General features: G+C 62.1%; 10 protein-coding genes. 2 read left to right on the top strand and 8 right to left on the bottom strand.

Annotated features, from left to right (window positions below):
* Positions 1–6 precede the first annotated feature (6 nt).
* From J3P81_RS02100 to J3P81_RS02065, 8 genes are all read right to left on the bottom strand, one after another.
* Positions 7–1,875, bottom strand: a complete 1,869-nt coding sequence (locus J3P81_RS02100) for a hypothetical protein (RefSeq protein ID WP_420764943.1) — start codon at positions 1,873–1,875, stop codon at positions 7–9.
* A 153-nt stretch (positions 1,876–2,028) separates the two neighbouring features.
* Complete coding sequence (locus tag J3P81_RS02095; RefSeq protein ID WP_434561913.1) at positions 2,029–5,481, bottom strand: GMC oxidoreductase; 3,453 nt, start codon at positions 5,479–5,481, stop codon at positions 2,029–2,031.
* Positions 5,482–6,579: 1,098 nt separating this feature from the next.
* Positions 6,580–7,350, bottom strand: a complete 771-nt coding sequence (locus tag J3P81_RS02090; protein WP_434561911.1) for an electron transfer flavoprotein subunit beta — start codon at positions 7,348–7,350, stop codon at positions 6,580–6,582.
* Positions 7,351–7,365: 15 nt separating this feature from the next.
* Positions 7,366–8,586 (bottom strand): electron transfer flavoprotein subunit alpha/FixB family protein, encoded by a 1,221-nt coding sequence (locus J3P81_RS02085; protein WP_434561909.1) that lies wholly within the window; start codon positions 8,584–8,586, stop codon positions 7,366–7,368.
* The gene (gene dgcB, locus J3P81_RS02080) at positions 8,586–10,535 is read right to left on the bottom strand and encodes a dimethylglycine demethylation protein DgcB (RefSeq protein ID WP_434561907.1); all 1,950 of its coding nucleotides are present in this window, start codon (positions 10,533–10,535) and stop codon (positions 8,586–8,588) included. Before dgcB ends, J3P81_RS02085 begins: the two co-directional genes overlap by 1 nt.
* Positions 10,536–10,706: 171 nt before the next feature.
* Positions 10,707–12,767 carry a dimethylglycine demethylation protein DgcA gene (dgcA, locus tag J3P81_RS02075; protein WP_434561905.1) on the bottom strand — a complete coding sequence of 687 codons (2,061 nt, stop codon included), beginning with the start codon at positions 12,765–12,767 and terminating at the stop codon, positions 10,707–10,709.
* Between the two features lie 15 nt (positions 12,768–12,782).
* Positions 12,783–13,313: a DUF5943 domain-containing protein gene (locus tag J3P81_RS02070; RefSeq protein ID WP_018612374.1), complete on the bottom strand. Its 531-nt coding sequence runs from the start codon at positions 13,311–13,313 to the stop codon at positions 12,783–12,785.
* 79 nt (positions 13,314–13,392) lie between these two features.
* The gene (locus J3P81_RS02065) at positions 13,393–14,370 is read right to left on the bottom strand and encodes a dipeptidase (RefSeq protein ID WP_420765167.1); all 978 of its coding nucleotides are present in this window, start codon (positions 14,368–14,370) and stop codon (positions 13,393–13,395) included.
* A 233-nt stretch (positions 14,371–14,603) separates the two neighbouring features.
* Between J3P81_RS02065 and J3P81_RS02060 the strand changes: the two genes are divergently transcribed.
* Complete coding sequence (locus J3P81_RS02060; protein WP_434561903.1) at positions 14,604–15,005, top strand: lysozyme inhibitor LprI family protein; 402 nt, start codon at positions 14,604–14,606, stop codon at positions 15,003–15,005.
* Between the two features lie 109 nt (positions 15,006–15,114).
* Positions 15,115–15,891, top strand: coding sequence for a DUF4239 domain-containing protein (locus J3P81_RS02055; RefSeq protein ID WP_434561901.1), 777 nt, complete (start codon positions 15,115–15,117; stop codon positions 15,889–15,891).
* The last annotated feature ends 32 nt before the right edge of the window (positions 15,892–15,923 follow it).

Genomic DNA, 15,923 nt, shown 5'->3' with positions numbered 1-15,923 from the left:
CCTGGACTACAGGGTCTTCATGAATTCGATCAGGGCCCGCTTGTCGACGTCCGACAGTTGCGTGCCATACAGGTGACCGCCGTTGTGATTGCCTTCCAGGCGGGTGTCGTATTTGAAGTCAGCCGACGCCTTCATCTGCGCGCCGCTGGTGATGAAGCCGACCTTCTGCGGATCGTAGATATCGGAGCCGGTGTAAAAGACCTGCGGACGCTGCTCCGGCGCTTGCAGCAAATCCCACAAGGTCGGCACCGAACCGTTGTGCAGATACGGCGCACGCAACCAGATGCCGTCGGTGGGCGTGTTGCTGTAGCTCTGGGTCTTGCGGTAGGCGCCAAAGTCGAACGGCGGTTTCTTGAAGCCGTGGAACGCGCTCACCAGGCCGGTGGTAAAGGAGTTCAGGCGATGGGGATCGGTGCCCAACTGGTCGATATTGGTGGTGACTTGCCCGGTATCGCTGCGCCCGAAATCGTGGCAACCGGCGCAGTTTTGATCCCAGATCGGCTTGCCCTGGGCAACTTTTCCTTGGTCCAGGGCGAACGGCCACGCCGGCGCCTTGTGGCCAAGCAGCCAGTTGGTCACGCGGTTGAAACTAGGCGGCAGTACCGATCCCGGCGTCGCGCCCACGGCCATGGCGGCGGCGTAGTTGCGTTCGTGGATCTTGTTGTTATTGCCGTCCCAGTGCAGGTACATGGATTCGCGAGGTTTCTGGTTCCACACCTGGGGCAGGTCCACGGTGCCGATGGTGGAGTCATCCGGGAAGCCAAAGACCACCATCTTGGTCGGGTTGAAGGTGTCGGTCCGCCCTGGCCCCTGGGCCGGACGCAGCTTCTGCCAGGCATAGGCCTGCTTCTGCTTGAGCAACGCGCTTTTTGCCATTGGGATGATCAGGTAGCGGTTGTAGAGCTTTTCGAAAAAGCCCAGCTGGAACTTGCCGTTGATCGCCGCCATGACGGCGTCGGGGGTGAATTTCGGGTCGCTGGCACACTCGTAGGCGAACCATTGGAAGGCTTGCAGTTGCAGGGTATTGGCCGGCGCGGCGGCGACGGGCACCGCGACGTCGGAGGCATTGGCCCGATACGAACCGGTATGGCACAGGGCGCAGTTCGGCTCCACGGTGGGGTAGCCGAGCTGCCGCTTGGCCATGCCGATGGGCAGGTCGTTGCCATTTTCATAGAGAAAACCGAACACCTCGTAGCCGCCTGGCTTGGGCATTTTTTCCGGACACATCTGCGGCAGCACGGCGAACAGGTAATAGGGAATCCGCGCCTCGATGCCCAGGCCGATGGCGGCGTATTTGTAGTGATCTTCATCGGATGCAAAGTCCGGTTGCGGCACCTCCCGGATCATCTGGTACCAGGTCTGGTAGCCGATGAAACCCAACAACAAGACCACCACCAACGTGCCGACCCTGAACGCGTGGCTCTGCCAGCGCAGCGCCCAGCCGGCGCGCCACTCGCGCCAACCGGCCTGGAGCAAGGCCAGCGGACGGTTGGCCACCGGGCTGCCCAGGTAAAGCAGCACGCCCAGGATCAGGAACATGCTCAGGTCGCCCATCAACATCGGCACGAACAACGAGCCCTGGTTGTTGGTGTTGATCAGGTAGATCCAGAACACCACCGCCACCAGCCGCGACAGCACGCACAACCACGAATGCACCACGAAACGCGGCGCGTTGAAGCCCGAAGGCATGTAGAACAGGCTGATCCCCACCAGCAACATGCCGGTGTTCTCCAACCAGGGATCGGACAGCACGGGCGGCAGGCCAAGCATGGACGTCAGCAACGCCGGCGCGAACAGCGCCGGGATCGCGAAGACCATGTTCATGACGATGCCGATCCAGATGATGCGTTGGAACCAGCGGATGTGAGCGTTCAAGGCATCCTTTTCCTTATTCTTGACTCACCACAAAACCCATGTGGCGTGGGAGCTTGCTCCCGCTGGGCCGCGTAGCGGCCCCCAAGACTTCAAAAGCGACGACTGCTTCGCAGCCGAGCGGGAGCAAGCTCCCTCGCCACCGAGGGCAGCCAGCTAGCCCAGCGCCGTTTTCTCCAGGTGCTCAAGAATGATCGGATACACATCCACCACCGCATCCTTGCCGAACATGCAGTCGATGTGACCGTAGCCGGGTATCTCGTGGCGGCTGAAGAGTTGCGGGCCATGCATGTCGCACAGCCGCTCGTAGGTCTTGAGGGTGCTTTGCGGCAGGTAGCACTGGTTGTCGGCACCGCTGATGAAGCAGATCGGCAAACTCAACCGATCGAAATGCGGCATGTAGACGTCGTTGCCCTTGAAGTCCACCAGATGCCCCTTGCGCACGATCAACGCCAGATGCTCGAAGGTCTGGATGTTCGACTCGCCGAACAACTCGTGCAGGTTGTCGTGCAGGGTTTCGTTGAGAGTGTCGTGGCGGTACAGCGAGGCGTACATGAACGTGATGCGGTGGCAGACCGGGTTGGTGCAATAACCCTGAGCCTCGATCCGGGCATAGCCATTGAGGGCCTTGTCGTAGAGTTTGTTGAACCAGCTTTCCTTGGTGTCGGCGTAGGCCGTCATGGATTTGATGCCGATGGCATCGAGCACTCCCGGCAGGTGCAGACCGGCCTTGAGCCCCGTGGCGGTGGCGACCACCGTGTCGGCCGCGATCTGCGAGCAAACCACCGAACGCACGCCCTGCAACCCGGCGAGCATCGACATGAAGAAGGTCGTCGCGCCATAGCAATGCACCACGCATTGCACGTCGCGGGCCAGGGTTGCCTGCTGGATCTGCTCGATGGCCGCCTTGAAGTCATACTGGGCCACCTGGTCGCCATTCCATTCATGCTTGCTGGCCGGCAGCAGGATGCTGACGCGCAGGTCCAGTAGCCAGACGTCATATTCGTGCTTGCACAGGTACTCCAGCAGGTTGGTGTGGATGGTGTCGGTGGAGAAGATATTCGAGCCCACGCCCAGGCCATGCACCAACATCACGGGGCCTTTGCTGCCAGCTTGGTAGCGGGTCAGGCGAAGCTCGACGTTATCTTCGGTCTGGAAGAAATGCACCACCGGGGCCGGCGCATCCAAGGGGCGTTTCAAGCGTGGCGGCGCGTCCGGGTTGAAGTAGACGTCGCCGGCGAAGACGCCGCCGTAGCTTTCCCACAAGATACCCGCGAAGAACTTGCCGAACCGCGCCAACGCCTCCACGCGCTCGCGCTCATTGCGGGCGTTGAGCACTTTCATGGTGGTCATCTGCCTGGCGAAGTCGGCCGGCAGAATGTGCATGACGCCGGAGCCGAGCACCGCGCCGGTCTTGTCCGGCCCGCGATAAAGCGTGACGTACAGCGTGCTGGTGTCGTGCCAGATGTTCAGCACGCCGTTGTCCTCGGGCACGGTCTTGAAGGCGCTGAAGTAATAATCGCTGCCGTCTTCGGCGGTCAGCTTCATGTCGTAGTTCATGTGCCGCACGCCGACCTGTTCCTGGTATTGCTCGAACAGGTTGAATACGCCATTGCTGGCAACCAGGGGCTTGGGCGACAGCAGCGGCGCATCGAGGGTGCCCACCAGCGTCGCGGCGTGTTCCGGCTCCTTGATCAGGCGATTGAGGTCGGCGGCGGTGATGGTCAGGGTGAACTCAATGGGTGAGTTATCGGCCTGGCCGCGCTTGGCCGCTGCTTCGTAAAGGCTGAGGTCGGTGCCTTGGGGCTGGGTGAACGCCGTGGAGAAGAAGCCCTTCATGGTTTCGGTGAACTGCACGCCGAGGGTTGGCGCCGCCACCGGTTTGCGCGGCGCCGACGGTAGCGTGTAATCGATCAGCCAGCCGCGATCAGCCGCCAGCAGCCCCATGTTGCGCTCACTCACTGCTGAAATCGTCAGCAAGGGATTGACCGCCAGTGAGGTCGGAATCACCGAGCCGTCCGTCACATACAGGCCCGGGTAGACATCGGTGCCGCTGGCGCCGCTGAACACCTGGCCCTTGTGGTTGACCACGCCCTGGACCGCGTCCTCGCCCATCACGCAACCGCCCAGTGGATGAACCGAAACGATGCTGTGCTTGAGCAACTTGGTCCAGATCGGATTCTCGACCCAGATCCCGCCCAGGGCCTTGGTGCTCTGGTGCAGGCGCTCGTTGCCAAGGGTGACGTTTTCCTGCTCGCCGACACCGGGCCAGTCGATGCGCAGTTGGTCCTTGTTATCGAGCACCATGCGGCCCTTGCCGTTGTCATGGCTCATGATCAAATAGGTCTGCATGTTGTGCAGCGCGCCGTAATACGGCCCACGCAGGAAACTCTCGGCCTCGCGGCCCTTGTACTTGAGGCTGGCACCGAAGCCGGTGTCGGCGGGCACGCCGATCGTTTCGGCGAACGCCGCCATGCTTGGCACCATGGCTCGGCCGAGGGCGCCGGGGATCGAGCCTTCCTCGATCACCATGCGGCTGCGCCAGTCGCCCTCGGTGCGCATGTCGATGACCGACGTAATGCATGGCCCCACCGGCTCGAGTTCCTTGGCCGAATGGGCGCCAAAGCCGATGCCGTTGATCACTTGATCGCAGTTGTGGCCGAAACCGAGGATGTCACCGTTGCCGCTCATGTTTTCGCCCAACTGGGCGGACATCGACAGGCCCTTGTCCCGCGAGCGCAGCATGATTTCGGTGGAACCCAGGGTGCCGGCGGACACCACCACGATGTCCGCGCGCACAAAGAGCGTCGGCGCCGAAAACATTTCGCGACCGCTGTCCAGGTATTGGAAATGCACGATCCAGCCGTCACCCTCGCGCTCCAGGTGACGCACCTCGGCCTGGCAGAAAATCTCCGCGCCATGGTTCCAGGCATCCGGCAGGTAGTTCATCAGCGTGGTGTTCTTGGCCTTGTTGTTACAGCCCGAGACGCAGTCGCCACAGCCATTGCACGGCAGTTGCTCAACGCCGACGTGATTGAGATTGTTGGGCAGCTTGTCGAAGGTGACGTTGATCGGCGGTTTGTAGAAGTGGGCGCCTTGCTTGAGGTAGTCCGCCGACTTCTTGTGGGCGTCGAGCTTGGGCAGGTTCGGCGAGGACGCCGGATAAGGGTTGGGCTTGAGCATTTCACGGGCCCGGGCGTAGCCGTCCTTGAGCAACGTATCGCTGTGCTCGCGCATCGCCAGGGGCCAGCGCGGGTCCTCGAAGACACCGGGCTCGGCTTCCAGCGCAACGTTGGCGTTGATCAGCGAGGTACCGCCCAGGCCACACCCGACCACCACGTTCTGCTGGGCGTTGACGTGCAGGTCGAACAACCCGGTGCGCGAACCGATGTGGCCGTCCGGGTCATGCACCTGCAATTCTTCGGTGGCGGCGAGCAAGGTATTGGGATACTCGCCGGGCTGGATCTCCCGGCCGCGCTCCAGCAGACAGACCTTGCGCCCGGCCCGGGACAAGCGTGACGCGGCGATACCGCCGCCGTAGCCGGAACCAATGACGATAACGTCGTAGTGCTCCTTGATTTCACTGATGGGGGTCGAGATCCGTGTCATGTTCAAGTCCTCTCAGGCAGAAGGGGCAACTCTGCGGTTGCCTGTAAATTCACAGGCGCAGGAACGCCTGGCCACTATCCCGTATGGGTTGAAGCGGCAGTCAACGGTGACTGGGGAAAAGCTCAGGTGTTATAGGCGTGCACGCTGATTGGCCCCGCGACGATGGGTGCGTCGAAGCGGCGAGACGGCAGGCGTAGGGATGCATGTCGGGGCTGAAGCGGGAAACGGTTGGGGGGCCTTGCTATCCATCGTGCGTTCTCCCTGAACCAGATATGGATAATGTTCGCTGTCCTTGTGCCATGAGTGAAGACAGGCGACACCCCTACGTCAAGGCAGTTCCTTAGAACTGTATGAAATTTGATCTATCGCGATTAGCACTAAGCCGGCCGTGGCTTCCAGAGTTCCGCGAACAAGTTATCCACATGACCACCCACAGCAAATGGGGACAAATGTGCACGCGCCGGCAATTTACCGAGGGCAATGTGAATAAAATCCGTGACTTATCAAACGGCAACAGTTTCCTGACGGTGTGAGTGTTTTTTGATCAGCGCTCTGAGAGCCTTTGGTTTAGCGGGCTACAGGGCATAGCGAACACCTTATCCACAGAAGCGCCAACAGTGTTTGGGGGTAACTTTGACGGTTTTGTGGAAAACCCATTTCACGCCCTATAGATCCGTGGTTTTCCAGTGGTTTTCCTGGTGACGGCGCGAATCTGGCTATTATTTGATCAGCGCCGCGAAAGCCGCGAAGCGCTTGGCCTGTAGCGGACAGCGAACATCTTATCCACAGAAGCGCCAACAGAGATTGGGGGCAAGTTTTGCTCGAAGCGGGGTTTTATTCACGGAGAAAAGCCAATAAAAACCGTAAGTTAGGCTGGATGTTTTTTGATCGAAGGGCTACAGCGCCTGATTGGCGTGGGCCGTAGCGAGGGGCGAACAGGTTATCCACAGAGGCGCACACAGGGATTGTGAGTAACGCCGAACAAACTATGGGAGCGAGCCTGTTCGCGAAGACGGCGCATCGGTCGATACCTTCAGCGGCTGACGGAATGTCTTCGCAAGCAGGCTCGCTCCCACAGGGTTTTGTTTTGAATTGGGTTTAACGAACCACCCCTTCCTCTACCAACAATTTGAGAATTGCCTCTGCCCCTGCCTCCGGGCTCACGCCCTTGAGCACCTGCCCGCCCCCGCCGCTGGCCTTGGCCGTGGCGGCTTTCATGCGATCGGCGCCGCTCTTGGCCTTGATCACTTTCAGGCGCTTGGGCCTTGGCTTGGCCGGTTGCAGGGTCGCCACGGCCAACAACGTATCGTCAATGACCTCGACCTCTTCAGCATGCAACGCCCCACGCCGCGCCGGGCCGTAGGCGCTTTGCCGAGGTTTTGGCGCGGCGTTATCCACAGTGGCGAGAAATGGCAGGCGCACCTTGAGCCGCCGCCGCTGACCACGGGGCAAGGCTTGCAACACCAGGGCCGCGCCGTTTTCGATGGATTCGACCTGGGCCAGCCCCACCACCAGCGGCCAACCGAGGTTCTCCGCCAGCAAAAATGGAAGCATGCCCGAACCTTCGCCGGTTTCCGCCTGGCTGCCGGTCAGCACCACCTGGGCGCCGGCGTCACGCAGATAGTCGGTGAGGGCCGGCAGCGCGTCGGCTCCGACGGGGTTTTCCAGGACGTGAAGTTCATCCAGCCCCATGCCCAGATAAGCGCGCAACGCCGGTTCCGCCACATCGCCGGCATGCAGCACTTGCAGGTCGTTGCCGGCCAGCTGCAGGCCCAGTTCCACGGCACGGGCGTCTTGCTCGGCGCGCCGTGGCCGACCGGAGGTCGGGTGGGCGCCAATAGAGACGAGGCTGATCACTTGGGTACTCATGAACGTTTCCTTAGCTTAAGCCGCATCGCGCCTGGCTTCGTTGCGGTAAGCCTCTACCGCCGCGATCAGGGCCTGGAGAATCGCCGCGCTGTCACCGATCACCGACAGGTCCGCCCGTTTGATCATGTCGCAGCCCGGATCGAGGTTGATCGCCACCACCTTGTCGCAGGCGCCGATGCCTTGCAGGTGTTGAATTGCCCCAGAAATCCCGACGGCCACGTAGACCCTCGCCGTGACCCAGGTGCCGGACGCACCGACCTGGCGATCCCGGGCCATGAAACCGTCGTCCACCGCTACCCGCGAGGCACCCTCGGTCGCGCCCAAGGCCGCCGCTGTCCTGTGGAAAAGCGCCCAGTCCTTGACGCCGTTGCCGCCGGAGAAAATGAACTCGGCCTCGGCCATCGGAATCGCACCCGGGTCAACCGCCACCGCGCCGAGGTCTTCAATGCGCGACAGGCTGCGCGCCACGCTTGTGGATAACTCCACCGGCAGGGCTTCGTGACGGGTTTCGCTGACCGGCTCGGCGCATTCGGCGGCGGCCAGGATCAACCGCGCCAATGGCCGTGCGAGGTCTTGCAGCCCCGCACCGGCGCGGCCGATGCAGGCCTCGTCCTTAACCTGCCAGACCCGCGTGGCCGGGCGTTCGCCCAAGGCCGCGGCAAAGCGCCGACCCAGTTCGCCACCACCGCTGCGGCTGTCGGGCAGCAGCCAGTGGCGTGGGTTGAACTGGTTATCCACAGCCCGTAACCCTTGTACCCGTTGCTCCGGTGCATAACCGCTGAATTCCTCGCCATCGAGCACCAGCAAGCGGTCCACGCCCGCCGTGGTGAAGGTGTTCTCCTTGTGCTCGCCGAAGACCACGGCCAGCACCGCCCCGTCACTGCCGGCCAGCTGATGGGCCAAGCCCAGCAAATCGCGGTCGTGGCTGCTGAGGCGGCCGCCGACCATATCCGGCACAACGCTGATGTAGAACGCCGGTTGCACGACTTGATGCAGCGGCAATTGCACTTGCGTCGCGGCGGTGCGTTTGGTTGCACCGCCCTGCTGGGCACCGCTACGGTCGATGCGCTTGATGCCGTTGGGGCCGATGAAACCGACGCCATGGACGTTCTTGCGAATGACGCCGTTGGGCCCCATCCAGCTGTGCTGCACCGGTTGCATGGCCGTGTGCAACGGGTGCAGGCGGTTGCGGGCAATCCACTCGGCGCGAGGGTCGCGGCGGATGATGTCGCTCATTAATGCACCTCCGCAGGTTCACGTTTGGCCGGCGCCACAGGCTTGCGCGGCGCAGCCTCTTCAAGCAGCGCGTCGGCCACCAGTTCGGCAATGTCCTTGATCATCGGCCGAGGTTCGACCACGCCTTCGAGCATCGCGGTGCATTGTGGACAACCCACCGCCACCAGCTCGGCGCCGGTTTCACGGATGTCTTCCATGCGCATGTCCGGGATGCGCTGCTTGCCCGGGATGTCGGTGATCGGCGCCCCGCCACCACCGCCGCAGCAACGCGAACGGAAACCGGAACGCTGCATTTCCTTCACCTCGATGCCGAGCGCACGCAGCACTTGGCGCGGCGCTTCATATTCGCCGTTGTAGCGGCCCAGGTAGCAAGGGTCGTGATAGGTCACGCTGTCGCCCTTGTGCTGACCAAGATTCAGGGCGCCGGCGTCGATGATCTCGGCCATATAGGTGCTGTGGTGCTGCACCAGGTAATTGCCATCAAAGGCACCGTATTCGTTTTTCAACACGTGGAAGCTGTGGGGGTCGCACGTGACGATGCGGTTGAAGCTGTATTTGGCCAGGGTCTGGATATTGCGCTTGGCCAATAGCTGGAACGTCGCTTCATCACCCAGGCGCCGGGCCACGTCGCCGCTGTCGCGCTCCTCGAGACCGAGCACGGCGAAGTCGATTTTCGCCGCCTTGAGCACTTTTACGAAGGCACGCAAGGTGCGCTGGTTGCGCATGTCGAAGGCGCCGTCGCCGACCCAGAACAGAACGTCGGTGGATTTCTTCTCGCTGAGCAGGTCGAGGTTCAGGTCCGCCGCCCAATTCATTCGCCCGCCCGGGGCGAAGCCGCCGGGGTTATCGGTGGCGATGAGGTTTTCCAATACCTCGGCGCCCTTGTTCGGCGTCGCGCCTTTTTCCAGGGTCAGGTGACGGCGCATGTCGACGATGGCATCGACGTGCTCGATCATCATCGGGCATTCCTCGACGCACGCCCGGCAGGTAGTGCAGGACCACAGGGTCTCGGCGTCCACCAGGCCGTTGACGATCGGCTGATGCGGATTGCCGCCGTGCTCACCCACCGGTTTGCCTGGATAAGGGCTGCCGGCGAATTTCGCATCGGTGCCGCCGGCCAGGCCGACGACCATGTCCTGGATGAGTTTCTTCGGGTTCAACGGCTGGCCGGCGGCGAACGCCGGGCAAGCCGCTTCGCACTTGCCGCACTGCACGCATGCGTCAAAACCCAGCAGTTGGTTCCAAGTGAAGTCCTTGGGTTTTTCCACGCCCAGCGGTGCGGCAGGATCGTTCAGGTCCAACGGTTTGAGACCGGTGGAACGGCCTCCACCGAAGCGCTCGGCGCGGCGGTGCCAGGCCAGGTGCAGGGCACCGGCGAAGGCGTGTTTCATCGGCCCGCCCCAGGTCATGCCGAAGAACAATTCCGACACGCCCCACAACACGCCGACACAGAGGATCGCCGCCACCAGCCAGCCGCCAAAGTTTTCCGGAAGGATGCCCGCCACCGGCAGCGTCACCAAAAAGAACGACGCCGAGAAGGCCAGCAGGCTTTTCGGCAGGCGCATCCACGGGCCTTTCGACAAGCGCGCCGGCGGGTTGCGCCGACGCAGGTACATGAAGATCGCGCCCACGAACATCACCGCCGACATCAGCAGCAAGGCGTAGCCGAGGATGCGGTTGTGCAGGCCAAAACCATGGACCAGGATCGCCAACACTATCGACGCCACCGCACCACCCGCCGTGGCGACGTGGGTGTTGGCAATGTATTTGTCCCGCGCCACCACATGGTGCAGATCCACCATGTAGCGTTTGGGCATGGCAAAAAGTCCGCCGATCAGATCGACCTTGGCCGGTCGTCCCCGGCGCCACATGTTCACCCGCCGCAAGGCGCCGAGGGCAGCGAGGCCCAGGGCTGCGAACAGCAGGATTGGAAGAAGGGTGTTCAACATAGGTGTTGCTCCCAAAGACCTCAGGGTCTTGCAGGCCAAACTGCGTGGATGCCTTGCCCGATTCCTGTGGGAGCGAGCCTGCTCGCGAAAGCGGTGGATCAGTCAATCCAACAATGACTGACAAAATGCATTCGCGAGCAGGCTCGCTCCCACAGGGTTATCCACAAGCCGTTAGAAATCCTTGCACAACCGCAGGGCGTCGTAGATGGCCGCGTGGGTATTACGCTGGGCCACGCAGTCGCCGATGCGGAACAGCAGGTAACCATCGCCGATCTGCTCCAGGCACGGCTGGGGTTTGATCGCGAACAGGGCTTCGACGTCGATCTGGCCCTTGTTGCGCGAACCTTCCTTGAGCGCGTAGTAGATTTCTTCGTCCGGCCGCACGCCGTTCTCCACCACCACCTGGTCGACCACGCGTTCTTCCTTGGCGCCGGTGTATTCGTTCTCCAGCACCGCCACCAGCTTGTCGCCTTCGCGGTAGACCTTTTCCAGCATCATGTCCCCGGTCATGATCACTTCCTTGGGGTACATGCTGCGGTAGTAGGTGGGGAACGAAGTCCCGCCAATGGCCACGCCCGGCTTGATGTCGTCGGTGACGATCTCGACCTGGCTGCCCTTGTCGGCGAGGAAGTCGGCCACCGACATGCCGGTGAATTCGCAAATGGTGTCGTAGACCAGCACGTTCTTGCCCGGCGCGACCTTGCCGTCGAGCACGTCCCAGCTGCTGACCACCAGCCCTTCGGCGGCGCCCCAGTGTTCGTTCTGCTCCACGTTCGGATGACCGCCGACGGCGAGCACCACCACGTCCGGACGCAGGTCCATGATGGTCGGCGCGTCCGCCGCCACGCCCAGGCGCAGGTCGACTTTCAACCGCGCAAGTTCCAGTTGGAACCAGCGGGTGATACCGGCGATCTGGTCCCGTTGCGGCGCTTTCGAGGCGGTGGTGATCTGTCCGCCGATGAGTTCCTTCTTCTCGAACAGGGTCACGTCGTGCCCACGTTCGGCGGCCACGCGCGCCGCTTCCATCCCGGCCGGGCCGGCACCGACCACCACGACTTTGCGCTTGGGCCCGGTGGACTTCTCGATGATGTGCGGCACGCCCATGTATTCACGGGACGTCGCGGCGTTCTGGATGCACAGCACGTCCAGGCCCTGGTACTGGCGGTCGATGCAATAGTTGGCGCCGACGCACTGCTTGATCTGGTCGACCTGGCCCATTTTGATCTTGGCGATCAGGTGTGGGTCGGCAATGTGGGCGCGGGTCATGCCGACCATGTCGACGTAGCCGCCCTCCAGGATCCGCGTGGCCTGGTTCGGGTCCTTGATGTTCTGCGCGTGCAGCACCGGGACCTTGACCACTTCCTTGATACCGGCGGCCAGGTGCAGGAACGGCTCCGGTGGATAACTCATGTTCGGAATGACGTTCGCCAGGGTGTTGTGGGTGTCGCAACCCGAACCCACCACGCCGATGAAATCGAGCATGCCGGTGTCGTCGTAGTACTTGGCGATCTGCTTCATGTCCTCGTGGGATAAGCCGTCCGGGTGGAACTCGTCACCGCACAGGCGCATGCCCACGCAGAAATCCTCGCCCACTTCGGCGCGCACGGCCTTCAACACTTCCAGGCCGAACTTCATGCGGCCTTCGAAGCTGCCGCCCCATTCGTCGGTACGCTTGTTGACCCGCGGGCTCCAGAACTGGTCGATCATGTGCTGGTGCACGGCCGACAGCTCGACGCCGTCCAGGCCCCCGGCCTTGGCACGCCGCGCGGCCTGGGCGTAGTTGCCGATCACCCGCCAGATTTCTTCCGGCTCGATGGTCTTGCAGGTGGCACGGTGCACCGGCTCACGCACGCCGGACGGCGACATCAGGGTCGGCCAGTTGAAGCCGTCCCAACGCGAGCGACGGCCCATGTGGGTAATCTGGATCATGATCTTGGCGCCATGCTTGTGCATGGCGTCGGCCAGGTTCTGGAAGTGCGGGATGATACGGTCGGTGGACAGGTTCACCGAGCTCCACCATTCCTGCGGGCTGTCGATGGCAACTACCGACGAGCCACCGCAAATCGCCAGGCCGATGCCGCCCTTGGCCTTCTCTTCGTAATACTTCACGTACCGGTCGGTGGTCATGCCGCCGTCGGTGGCGTAGACCTCCGCGTGCGCGGTGCTGAGCACGCGGTTGCGGATGGTCAGCTTGCCGATCTGGATCGGCTGGAACATTGCTTCAAAAGCCATGGCGCGATCCTCGACTTACAACGGCTTGACGATGAACAGGCCGTCGTCGTGGCCTTCTTCGGAACCGCCGTAGACCTGCTCGGCCACGGTGCGGATCTGGCTGCCGCGCGCGGCGAGGATCTGGTCCATGGCCCCGGCGAACCAGCCGGTGAACATGTAGTCGACCTTGCGCCCGACCTTGCCGTACACATAGACGAACGCCGAGTGTTCGAGCTTGACGCTGGCGGTGCCTTTGTCCAGGTCAATGTCCTGGATCTTGAACAGGCCCCAGCCACGCTGCGACAGGCGCTTCATGTAGTGCTCGAACACCGCGACGCCTTCCAGGCCGTGGCATTCGGCTTCTTTTTCACACCAGTGCCAGGCGGATTTGTAGCCAGCCTTGTAGAGAATCTCGGCGTAGGCGTCGGCGCCCAGCACTTCCTCGATGCCCATGTGGTTGTTGACGAAAAAGTGGCGCGGCACGTACAGCATCGGCAGGGCGTCGGAGGTCCAGACACCGGTTTCGCTGTCGACTTCGATAGGCAGTTGCGGGGCGATCTTGGCCATGAAAACTTGACTCCGGAAATTCGTGATGTGCCTGCGGCGCGAGTGGCCGCAGGTAAAGGATTCAGTGACGCGACGGCGTTTATTCGCCCCAGACATCTTTCAAAATGTTGACCCAGTTCTCGCCCATGATCTTGCGCACCACCCGCTCCGGGTGACCGCGCTTGAGCAGCGTTTCGGTGAGGTTCGGAAACTCGCCCACGGTGCGGATGCCCAGGGGGTTGATGATCTTGCCGAAGCTGGTCAGACGACGGGCGTAGCCCTTGTCGTGGGTCAGCATTTCGAAGAAGTCCTGGCCGTGACCCTGGGTGAAGTCGGTGCCGATGCCGATGGCGTCCTCGCCGACGATGTTCATGGTGTATTCAATGGCTTCGGCGTAGTCGTCGATGGTCGAATCGATGCCCTTGGCCAGGAACGGCGCGAACATGGTCACGCCGACGAAACCACCGTGGTCGGCAATGAATTTCAGCTCTTCATCGGATTTGTTGCGCGGGTGTTCTTTGAGGCCGGACGGCAGGCAGTGGGAGTAGCAGACCGGCTTCTTCGATTCGAGGATGACTTCCTCGGAGGTCTTGGAGCCAACGTGGGACAGGTCGCACATGACGCCGACGCGGTTCATCTCGGCGACGATTTCGCGACCGAAGCCCGACAGGCCGCCGTCGCGCTCGTAGCAACCGGTGCCCACCAGGTTCTGGGTGTTGTAGCACATCTGCACCACACCGACGCCGAGCTGCTTGAAGATCTCGACGTAGCCGAGCTGGTCTTCGAAGGCATGGGCGTTCTGGAAGCCAAAGATAATGCCGGTCTTGCCCTGTTCCTTGGCGCGGCGGATGTCGGCGGTGGTTTTCACCGGGATCACCAGGTCGCTGTTCTCGCGGATCAGTTTCTGGCTGGCAACGATGTTGTTGATGGTGGCCTGGAAACCTTCCCACACCGACACCGTGCAGTTGGCTGCGGTCAGGCCGCCCTTGCGCATGTCTTCGAACAGGTCGCGGTTCCACTTGGCAATGATCAGCCCGTCGATAACGATGCTGTCGGCGTGCAATTCGGCTGGGCTCATCAGGCAGTCCCCTTGTTGGCGATTCATGCGCCGAATCGTGTGCCGGCGCTTTGGGGCCAGCATATGCCGGAGGGCCGTGGCGACCGGGTGCAAAAACGACAGGGGAATTGCCGAAAGCGTCAATCCACGACAATGGGCTGCGGCGGCCCCCCTCTGTCCATCTGTTATTTACCCGGCGCTTGGGCCAGAATCCGCGGCACCACTGGCTTTCACTGGATTTGAGCGACAACCCGATGAAATCGATCTTCCTTGCCCTGGCACTGATCAGCACCGTCGCCCACGCGACCGAAGACACCGAGCCCAACCCCTGCGACGAAGTTGAAAACGACGTCCAGACCCTGGCCTGTTCCGCCTATGGCAAAGCCGCCGCCGAGCAGTTGCTCAGCGACAACCTGCAGAGCCTCAACGAACGCCTGCAAACCCGCTACGCCAGCGACAAGGCCCAGCTCAACGACATCACCGCCAAGATCAAGGCCGCTCAACAACTCTGGCAAAAACAGCGCGAAGCCGACTGCGCCATCGCCGCCTTCCCGGCCAAGCCCGGCAGCGACGCCTACAAAATCGCCGAAAACGACTGCATGGCCCAGGTGAGCGATGACCGGTCGGAGTTCTTGGAATCGATTGGGCAGGAGTGAACGAACAGCGGTTATAGGAAGAACTGCGCAACGCCGTCTACACTGGCTGCATACCCGTCCGAGCCGGGCTGTACAGACGAGTCACACACGACGATCAGAGGATTTTCGTATGCACTCTCTTACAGCCTTGCCCTTCTACGGGTTAGCCATCTTTATCGCCATCGTGCTGGGCATCGAGGCCGGTCGCCAAGTCGGCAACCGTCACCTGGCCCAGGACCCGGACGGCGCTCGCCAGGGCATCGGGGCCATCGAAGGCGCGGTGTTTGGCCTGCTGGCACTGCTGATTGCCTTCACCTTTTCCGGGGCGGCCTCGCGCCTGGACCAGCGCCGCGCGTTGATCGTTGCCGAAACCAATGCCATGGGCACCGCCTGGTTGCGCCTGGATCTTCTGCCCGCCAGCGAACAACCGGACATCCGCCAGGCATTCCGAGAGTATGTCGATGCCCGTATCGAGTATTACCGCGACTTGCGCGAAGACGAAGTCGACGAAGCGGCCCATGACCGAGCCAATGATCTGCAGCAAACCATCTGGAAACGTACCGTCGCCGCCCTGCAACAGATGCCCACCCCAACCTTGGGAACGCCTGTGCTGCAGGCGCAAAACGAAATGATCGACATCACCACGACGCGCGCCGTGGCTCACGAAACCCACCCCCCCCTGACCATTTACCTGATGCTCGTGACCATGACCCTGATCAGCGCCATGCTGATCGGCTACGGCATGGCCGGCACCCGGCAGCGCAACTGGCTGCACAGCCTGGGCTATGCGGCGGTGATGGTCTGCGTGTTGTATGTGATCCTGGATTTCGAGTACCCGCGCTTTGGGGTGATCCGGGTCGACTATTTCGACAAGATCATGCTGGACCTGCGGGCGAGCATGAATTGAGCAAGGCGGATACACTCGCGTTCCAGACCTCC

The organism is Pseudomonas sp. R1-6 (assembly GCF_051132115.1).
In the GTDB taxonomy this organism is placed as follows: Bacteria; Pseudomonadota; Gammaproteobacteria; order Pseudomonadales; family Pseudomonadaceae; genus Aquipseudomonas.
Note: the sequence above shows the minus strand (reverse complement) of the source record. Positions and strands in the feature narration are given on the sequence as shown.